The organism is Planktosalinus sp. (assembly GCF_059864935.1).
The window spans coordinates 1-9,395 of sequence record NZ_JCBCCK010000006.1; the positions used below are offsets into that span (position 1 = coordinate 1).

A 9,395-nucleotide genomic window follows, 5' to 3' on the forward strand; every position below is an offset into this window, starting at 1 on the left:
CAGAAGAAAATATTTCATTTTTAAAATTTATTTATTTGTATAAAATGCTCCAAAAATTACACTCCCCGAAGATAAAATAAATATTCAAAAAAGAAAATCAACATAGAAACCCTAACCAACTGAGAGTTTAGCCAAAGGTTAATTGAATACGATGTAAATCAATAGATTTACTTACTCAAATACATCTTTCTTCTGCTGTACAATTCATAAAATGCATCGTCTTTTAAACTGTCAATGAAGAGGATGCTTTCCCCGGTACTTTTCATTTCGGGTCCCAGTTGCTTGTTGACATTGGGGAATTTGTTGAAAGAAAACACCGGTTGCTTGATGGCAAATCCGTTCAGTTGTGGATTAAAATCAAAGTCAGTTACTTTCTTTTCGCCCAGCATTACTTTAGTGGCATAGTTGACATAGGGTTCGCCATAAGCTTTGGCAATAAAAGGAACCGTTCTCGAAGCGCGTGGGTTGGCTTCAATAATGTAAACGATATCGTCTTTAATGGCAAACTGCACGTTGATCAGTCCGACTGTGTTAAGGGATAGAGCAATCTTTTTAGTATGGTCTTTAATTTGCTGCATTACAAACTCACCGAGGTTAAATGGTGGCAGCGTTGCATTGGAATCACCGGAGTGAATCCCGCAAGGTTCAATATGCTCCATAATCCCAATGATGTAAACATTCTCACCGTCGCAAATGGCATCTGCTTCAGCTTCAATGGCACCGTCTAGATAATGGTCTAAAAGAAGCTTGTTGTTGGGTATTTTTCGCAGCAAATCCACGACGTGTTCTTCCAGTTCCTTTTTATTGATAACAATCTTCATTCCTTGTCCGCCCAGCACATATGAAGGCCTCACCAGTATTGGAAAATCCAGTTCATCAGCAATCGCCAGGGCTTCTTCAGCAGTTTCAGCCACTCCAAACTCCGGATAAGGAATGTTGTTTTCTTTTAATAAAGTAGAAAAACTCCCGCGATCTTCAGCTAAATCCAGTGATTCGAAGGTTGTTCCTATAATTTTAATTCCGTAGCGGTCGAGTTTTTCTGCTAGTTTTAGTGCGGTTTGACCGCCCAGTTGAACAATAACACCTTCCGGCTTTTCGTGACGGATGATATCATAAATATGCTCCCAGAATACAGGTTCAAAATAGAGTTTGTCTGATATATCAAAGTCTGTGGAAACTGTTTCGGGGTTACAGTTGATCATAATGGTTTCATAACCACATTCAGACGCCGCCAGCACACCGTGTACACAGCAGTAATCAAACTCAATACCCTGCCCGATGCGATTGGGGCCTGAGCCCAATACAATAATTTTTTTCTTATCGGACACGATACTGTCATTGGCAGCATATCTTTCGCCGGAAGGGAGTTCCACTTCATTTTCAAAAGTGGAATAATAGTAAGGTGTTTCAGCTTTAAATTCGGCAGCACAAGTGTCCACCAGCTTGTAAACACGCTTGATGTTCATCTCGTCACGTTTCTTATACACTTCGCTTTCCAGACAATCAAGCATATGGGCAATCTGACGGTCGCCATAGCCTTTTTGTTTGGCTTCCAGCATCAATTCACGCGGCACGCTGTCAATCTCATATTTTGAAATTTCTTTTTCCAGGTGGTACAACTCTTCATATTGCTTGAGGAACCACATATCGATTTTGGTAATCTCGTGAATGCGACTCAACGGGATTCCCATTTGGATGGCGTCATAAATGACAAACACGCGGTCCCAACTGGCATAGGTGAGTTTTTCGATGATTTGGTCATAATCTGTATACCCTTTTCCGTCGGCACCCAATCCATTGCGTTTAATTTCCAGCGATTGTGTGGCTTTGTGAAGCGCTTCCTGAAAAGAACGGCCAATGCCCATCACCTCTCCTACTGACTTCATTTGAAGCCCTAATGTACGGTCACTGCCTTCAAATTTGTCAAAGTTCCAGCGTGGTATTTTTACGATGACATAATCTAAAGTAGGCTCAAAAAGTGCCGATGTGGATTTGGTTATTTGATTGCTTAATTCGTCAAGGTTGTAGCCAATTGCAAGTTTGGCGGCAATTTTTGCGATGGGGTATCCCGTTGCTTTTGAAGCTAATGCAGAAGAACGCGACACACGCGGATTGATTTCCACAGCGATAATATCTTCCATTTCATCGGGACTTACGGCAAACTGCACATTACATCCTCCTGCAAAATCGCCAATGCTGCGCATCATCAAGATGGCCATATCCCGCATACGCTGATAGGTGCGATCAGACAATGTCATGGCTGGCGCCACTGTTATTGAGTCGCCCGTGTGGATCCCCATCGGGTCCATATTTTCAATGGAACAAATGATAACTACATTGTCATTTTTATCCCGTAATAATTCCAATTCATATTCCTTCCAGCCAATCAAGGCTTTATCGATCATCACCTCATGTATAGGTGATATTTCCAGACCGTGTTCCAGAAGGCGGTCAAAATCTTCAGGTTTGTAAACGATTGAAGCACCGGCACCACCTAGAGTGTAAGAAGCCCTGATAACCAGAGGAAAACCAAATTCCTGTGCGATTTCTTTACCTTTCAGGAAAGAGGTTGCTGTGGCCTGTGGTGCCATTCCAACACCAATTTTTTCCATCAGGTTTCTGAATTGCTCCCGGTCTTCAGTGATATTAATGGCGTTAATATCCACCCCAATGATCTTTACGCCAAAGTCTTGCCAGATACCTTTTTCGTCTGCTTCAATACACAGGTTTAAAGCTGTTTGACCTCCCATTGTGGGAAGTACTGCATCGATTTGAGGATGTTCTTTTAAAATCTGTATCAAAGATTTTGTGGTGAGCGGCAATAAATAGACATGATCTGCCATTGCCGGGTCTGTCATAATGGTTGCCGGATTGGAATTGATCAGGACAGTTTCTATACCGTCTTCACGAAGGGAGCGCAGGGCTTGGCTACCGGAGTAATCAAATTCACAGGCTTGCCCGATGACTATGGGCCCTGAACCAATAATTAAAATGGATTTAAGGTCTTTATTTCTTGGCATTTACAAAAACTTTATATGGAACAGATGTTAAGGTATAAAAAAAGGTGTTACTTAAAAAAGTAACACCTTGTATTTTAAACAATGAATGCATTATTTTTTGTGTCTCGGTTCAGAAGATACAGACAATTTTTTTCTGCCTTTAGCTCTGCGAGCTGCAAGCACTTTTCTTCCGTTTACTGTAGCCATACGCTCTCTAAAACCGTGTTTGTTTCTTCTTTTTCTTTTTGATGGCTGAAATGTTCTCTTGCTCATTGTTGTATATCTTTATTTCTTCTGAAAAATCCTGATTTATACTCTGTGAATCACTCTCTCAAAGTCGGGGGCAAATATACAAACCTTTTTGAGTTTGGCAAATGGATTTATTAAAATATTTATTTTTGTTTTTACTACCTTTGCACCTTCAATTAAATCATCCATTATGTTTCATAAAAATATCAAATTAGTGCTTACCGTTGTTGTTTTTGGGCTTGCAGTATGGCAGTTTACAGAAGGCAACATTGGCAACGGTATCATGTATATACTTTTGGCCTCTATGTTTGTTTTTCTTTATTACAAAAACGAAATGATCCTTATGGCATTTTTACGCTTAAGAAAACAGGATTTTCCCGGGGCTAAAAAATGGCTGGATAAAATTAAAAACCCGGAAGCTTCTTTGGTTAGAAAACAACAGGGTTACTACAATTACCTGAACGGATTGATGGTCATTCAAACCAACATGAACGAGGCTGAAAAATATTTCAAAAAAGCCATCAGTCTGGGACTTTCCATGAATGCTGATTTGGCTATGGCCAAACTCAACCTTGCCGGAATTGCAATGTCAAGAAGAAGAAAACGCGAGGCTCAAACGCTACTTACCGAAGCCAAAAAACTGGACAAACACAATATGCTTACTGAACAGATTAGGATGATGAAAGAGCAGATGAAGAAGATTTAGTTTCTGGTTTCAAGTTTCTGGTTTCGCTTCGCTCGTGTCTGGTTTATTATTTCCAGAATATCAAACGCAGGGCCACAATAATCAAAACAATACCAAAAATTCTTTTTAGCAGCACCTGATCAATTGAAATGGCAAATTTTGAACCCAAGTGAGCACCAACCACAAAAGCCACAGCAATAACTGCGGCATATTTCCAGTTTACATGACCAGCCTGATAATAATTATAAGCCGCAATGAGCGTAACCGGTACTGCTAACACCGCCAGACTTGTGCCCTGAGCCTCATGTTGGGTGAAACCAAGGGCAAACACCATAAGCGGTATCATCACTATTCCACCACCCACACCCATCAAACCACTGAAAATTCCGGCCAATACACCGATGATTACAAGTAGAAGTATCAAAGTCATTTTATTCATTTTTATATTATAACCCGGTGTGATAATGGCCTTTGTGAGGAATTTCTATAAAATACTTTTTACCGGACCGGTTATTTAATTTGGCCTCTCTGAGCCACGGATTGTGGATTTTTAAAATTTTATAATTGATTTCATATTGTTGTGCAAAAGCAGCCAAATCATCTATGGGTTTGTCCACCTCAACCACAAAAGATGGAACCATGTTGTATAAATCCTTTTCCCTAAAGTTGAATCCATACTTTTTAGGGTCACTCATTATTTCCTTTAACGCCAAAATTCTAAACATATACCTTCCTGTTTCTTCACCCAAAAGCAAGTTGTAATAGTCTTCTACTTGCTGACCTTCCAATCTGCGATTGATTCCGGCATTACCGGCATTGTATGCTGCGGCAGCCAGTGTCCAACTCCCGAAGCGTTCTTTGGATGCAATCAAGTATTTACAAGCTGCTTCGGTAGCTTTCACCAGATGGTATCTTTCATCCACATTGTCGTTGACCTCCAATCCATACTCTTTTGCTGTCGCGGGCATAATTTGCCAAATCCCCCTTGCTCCTGCGGGAGAAACTACATTCATCAACCCACTTTCTATAACCGCTAAATATTTAAAGTCATCAGGCACACCATATTTCTCAAGTATTGGTTCAATGACCGGGAAATATTTGTTGGCTCGCTTGAACATCAAGAGTCCGTTTGACTGCCAATAAGTATTTACCAGAAGTTCTCTGTCAAGACGCTCCCTTATATCGGGGTCGCTCATGGGAACAGGTTCACCGGCAAAATCGATAAATTCAGGCAGGGGCAGCGCATACACATTGTAATCATTGATGAGTTTTGACTCAAAACGCTCATTGGTGGGAGGGTCTTTTTCAGCAAAAATAAACAACCCGCTGATGCCTACTATCAGCACCAAAACTAAAATTTTAACCAACCTCTTCATAACCAGAAATTTTTATTTAAAGATAATCAATAATATTTAACGATTAAAGAGGCTCATCAAGTATTATTTTGGGCAAATTTTCATTAAACCATTTGAACCTGTTCAATATCATGATATGGGTTCCACCTTCAATAACTATGCAGTTTTTTATATTGTCAATCGGAAAAACAAAATCTTTATTGCCGTGAATGTGAACAACCTGATCGTCTACTTGATCACGATTCCAGCAGACCATATTTTCAATGGCCCAATCCAAGTATTTTTCGTCTCTGACTGATAAGTACTGCTGATACAGCTCCAGTCTTTTTTTAGTTTTTTTACCAATTGCAAATTTTGATAAATCGTCTTGACTTAAAATAAATTTTGTGGGAACCAGTTTATAAGCCAGGGTTTTTCTGGCAAGGGTTATCCTGAAAGGCAATTCAAACTTAGACTTTACACTCGAAATGATGATTAATTTTCGAAGATTCAAAAAAGGCCTCATTTCCTGGGCCATCACCCCGCCAAATGAAACCCCAATGAGCACAGCATTTTCTTCTTTGACCCCCTGAGCCATTCTGCGGGCATAATTCTCTATTGCCTCATTTTTGTCGGGGATTAGCCAATCAATAAAATGAATCTTAAATTGGTCATCCGGTAAACATAAATTCTCAAATATTTCTTTACCTGCAGCAAGACCCGGAACGAAATATAAATGTATAATTTGCTGGCTCATTTTATTTTAACACCGCTTTAATTGCTAAAAGTCAACTTTTATTCGTAAATTTGTGGAGCAAAATTAAGGATTAATTCTTCAGCATAAGAAATCCTTTAAAACAATAAATAATCCCCTGCAAAAAACTATAATGTTTTTTGTTTATTTAATTGTTTTTACATCAGACCTACTATTTTTAGCTATATCTGTAATGTCTTAAAACAGTTAACAATAGTGAACAATATTATGACTACTGAAATCGAAATCAAGGACAACGAATTCCTTAGGCAATTTGAGTTTCAACACGATGACCAAATGGCAAGGATTGAGTACAGCCTTCAAGAGCGCAAAATTTTCCTGACTAAGTTTGATATGCCGGAAGGCATGCTAAATAAAGGACTCGCAGAGCCATTTATGGAAGCTGTGTTCAGCGAAATTAAAGACCGAAAAATCAGCCTGGTGCCCACTTGTTCTGAAGTAACGCACTTTGTAAGAAGAAACCGAAGACGATTTAAAGATTTACTCCCTGTGGGAATTAATATTTAAAGTTAGAAGTTAAAAGTACGAACTTAAAAGAATTTAGGTATGCCGTTTTTGGTGTGCCTTTTTTTATTTATTAATTCAAGACTCTTTCGTTCACAAATTCAAGTCTAACCAGTCCGTCTTCATCAATTTTGGAAAGTGTAACTTGATGTAGTGTATTGACAAACTCCGGATTCCATGGCATTTTTACCTTGACATAGTTTTCGGTAAAACCGTGAATGTAGCCTTCCTTGTTTTCTCCTTCAAACAAAACAGTTCTTGTAGTACCCAACTGTGATTCATAAAAAGCCCTTCGCTTTTTAACCGAAAGTCCGCGTAGCATTTTACTGCGTTTTGCCCGAACATTCTTTGGAACAACGCCCTCCATTTCTGCAGCCTCTGTATTGTCCCGCTCAGAATAAGTGAACACGTGCAAATATGAAATGTCCAATTCATTCAAAAAGCTGTAAGTCTCCAGAAAATGTGCATCGGTTTCACCGGGAAAACCCACAATCACATCAACACCAATACAGGCATCAGGCATCACTTTACGGATTCTCGCAACGCGTTCAACATAAAGTTCTTTCAAATAGCGACGCTTCATTTTTTTGAGAATCTCATTACTCCCCGATTGCAACGGAATGTGAAAATGGGGCACAAATGTTTTGGACTGTGACACAAAATCGATGGTTTCGTTTTTAAGCAAATTGGGTTCAATGGATGATATGCGCAAACGTTCTATGCCTTCCACCTGATCCAAAGCTTTTACCAAATCAAAAAATGTGTGTTCGTGGCGTTTGTTTCCAAATTCTCCTTTGCCGTAATCACCGATATTCACCCCCGTTAGCACAATCTCTTTTATCCCTTGGCCTGAAATTTCTTTGGCATTTTTCAATACACTTTCCAGTGTATCGCTGCGCGAAATTCCTCTTGCCAGCGGAATGGTACAATAAGTACATTTATAATCACAACCGTCCTGCACTTTTAGGAAGGCCCGGGTTCTGTCACCAATGGAATAAGCACCTACATAAAAATCGGTTTCTTCAATTTCGCAGGAATGTACCTCACCAAAATCATTTTTGGTCAAATCGTTAAGATAATCGGTGATTTGAAACTTTTCTTTGGCACCCAAAACCAAATCCACTCCGTCCACGGCAGCAAGCTCTTCCGGTTTGAGTTGCGCATAACAACCTACAGCAGCCACAAAAGCAGCAGGATTGGACTGTTGTGCTTTTTTAACGATGGTCTTAAATCTTTTATCGGCATTTTCAGTGACTGAACAAGTGTTAATCACATAAATATCAGCAACTTCCTCAAATTCTACCCTGTCAAAACCTTCGTCGGTGAAGCCTCTGGCAATCGTGGAAGTTTCAGAAAAATTGAGTTTACATCCCAAAGTGTAAAAAGCCACTTTTTTTCTATCGTTCATTCTTGTATTTTTGGAAAATTACCGGGCGGCAAAAGTACGGATTTTTTTAGAGATAAGATAACAGGCAACCCACTTAAGAAGACAGACTTATGAGAATCAAATTCAATTTATGTTCATTTTTGCTTTACATAAGTTTTGCATTAATTATAATTTCTTGTAAAGATTCCAGAAATGAGGAGCGTGATCATCTTGTTTTTCGTTACAACGAACATGTAAACATTGCTTCCCTGGATCCTGCTTTTGCCCGAAATTCCTCTACTGTTTGGGCGACCAACCAGCTTTTTAATGGTCTGGTGCAACTGGATAGCAACCTGAACATTCAGCCAGATATTGCCAAGCGTTGGGAAATTAACGATTCAACATTTACCTATACCTTTTATTTGAGAAATGATGTGTGGTTTCACAAGCATCATTTATTTGGCATTGATTCCACACGAAAAGTGGTTGCCGAAGATTTTGTATACAGTTTAAACAGATTAAAAGACCCGGCAGTCGCTTCTCCCGGCAGTTGGGCTATGAACAATGTTGAAAATTTTTACGCTGTAAACGATACCGTTTTTGAAATACAACTCAAGCAAGCGTTTCCGCCTTTTATCGGTTTACTGTCAATGCGCTATTGCTCGGTGGTTCCTAAAGAAATAGTGGAACATTATGGGAACAACTTTCGTTCAAATCCTGTGGGAACAGGCCCTTTTTACTTTAAACTTTGGGAAGAAAACATCAAATTGGTGTTTAGAAAAAACAACCACTATTTTGAAACCGATAAAAACGGCAATCCCCTTCCTTATCTTGAGGCTGTGGCGGTAACCTTTTTGCCCGACAAGCAAAGTGAATTTTTACAGTTTGCACAGGGAAAGCTTGATTTTATTTCAGGACTGGATGCGTCATACAGGGACGAATTGCTCACTTCAACAGGAAAGTTGAGGCCGGGCTATGAGAAACAAGTCTATATGATCAAAGGGCCATACCTCAACACTGAGTTTATTGCCCTGCAAACCCGTTCAGAAAAAAACAAAGCGCTTCAATCGCCTCTTTTTAGAAAAGTTTTAAACTACAGTTTTGACCGAAATGTAATCATCACCTATTTGAGAAACGGAATCGGCATATCGGGCTCAAGCGGGATTATTCCCAAAGGATTGCCCGGTTATGACAACATTGAAGGCTACAACTACAATCCCGAAAAAGCCCGACAACTTCTTGAGCAATACAAACAGGAAACCGGCGACCAAAACCCAAGTCTGGTTTTGACAACGGACAGCAACTATCAGGATATTTTTGAGTACCTCCAACGCGAGTTTGAAAAAATGGGGATCCGGACAAGTATTGATGTGATACCATCCTCTGCAATCAGGCAAGCGCGTGCAGACGGGTCGATTGATGCTTTTCGCTCCAGTTGGATAGCCGATTATCCCGATGCTGATAGTTATTTATCCTTGTTTTA

Annotated in this window: 9 protein-coding genes; 3 read left to right on the forward strand and 6 right to left on the reverse strand. The window is 39.7% G+C overall.

Annotation, left to right across the window (positions count from 1 at the left end; all coding sequences use genetic code 11):
* Positions 1-167: 167 nt before the first annotated feature.
* Positions 168-3,020 carry a carbamoyl-phosphate synthase large subunit gene (gene carB, locus AC6F75_RS00165; protein ID WP_500712903.1) on the reverse strand — a complete coding sequence of 951 codons (2,853 nt, stop codon included), beginning with the start codon at positions 3,018-3,020 and terminating at the stop codon, positions 168-170.
* 90 nt (positions 3,021-3,110) lie between these two features.
* A complete protein-coding gene (rpmH, locus tag AC6F75_RS00170) occupies positions 3,111-3,272 on the reverse strand; it encodes a 50S ribosomal protein L34 (RefSeq protein ID WP_500712904.1) in 162 nt (53 codons plus the stop codon).
* Between the two features lie 166 nt (positions 3,273-3,438).
* On the opposite strand from rpmH, the gene AC6F75_RS00175 reads away from it, so the two are divergent.
* The gene (locus AC6F75_RS00175; RefSeq protein ID WP_500712905.1) at positions 3,439-3,954 is read left to right on the forward strand and encodes a DUF2892 domain-containing protein; all 516 of its coding nucleotides are present in this window, start codon (positions 3,439-3,441) and stop codon (positions 3,952-3,954) included.
* 46 nt (positions 3,955-4,000) lie between these two features.
* On the opposite strand, the gene AC6F75_RS00180 is transcribed toward AC6F75_RS00175, so the two are convergent.
* The 3 genes from AC6F75_RS00180 to AC6F75_RS00190 are packed head-to-tail and all read right to left on the reverse strand — an operon-like array spanning position 4,001 to position 6,024.
* A complete protein-coding gene (locus tag AC6F75_RS00180; RefSeq protein ID WP_500712906.1) occupies positions 4,001-4,363 on the reverse strand; it encodes a TSUP family transporter in 363 nt (120 codons plus the stop codon).
* A gap of 16 nt (positions 4,364-4,379) precedes the next feature.
* Positions 4,380-5,309, reverse strand: a complete 930-nt coding sequence (locus AC6F75_RS00185; RefSeq protein WP_500712907.1) for a transglycosylase SLT domain-containing protein — start codon at positions 5,307-5,309, stop codon at positions 4,380-4,382.
* Between the two features lie 43 nt (positions 5,310-5,352).
* Positions 5,353-6,024, reverse strand: a complete 672-nt coding sequence (locus tag AC6F75_RS00190) for an alpha/beta hydrolase (protein ID WP_500712908.1) — start codon at positions 6,022-6,024, stop codon at positions 5,353-5,355.
* Positions 6,025-6,249: 225 nt separating this feature from the next.
* Here AC6F75_RS00190 and AC6F75_RS00195 point away from each other — a divergent pair, with 225 nt between their 5' ends.
* Entirely contained in the window at positions 6,250-6,549 is a 300-nt protein-coding gene (locus tag AC6F75_RS00195) for an N-acetyltransferase (RefSeq protein WP_500712909.1), read from the forward strand.
* A 70-nt stretch (positions 6,550-6,619) separates the two neighbouring features.
* On the opposite strand, the gene mtaB is transcribed toward AC6F75_RS00195, so the two are convergent.
* Positions 6,620-7,954: a tRNA (N(6)-L-threonylcarbamoyladenosine(37)-C(2))-methylthiotransferase MtaB gene (gene mtaB, locus AC6F75_RS00200; RefSeq protein ID WP_500712910.1), complete on the reverse strand. Its 1,335-nt coding sequence runs from the start codon at positions 7,952-7,954 to the stop codon at positions 6,620-6,622.
* Positions 7,955-8,043: 89 nt separating this feature from the next.
* Here mtaB and AC6F75_RS00205 point away from each other — a divergent pair.
* Positions 8,044-9,395 (forward strand): ABC transporter substrate-binding protein (locus AC6F75_RS00205; RefSeq protein ID WP_500712911.1); only part of this gene is annotated, 1,352 nt, incomplete at its 3' end.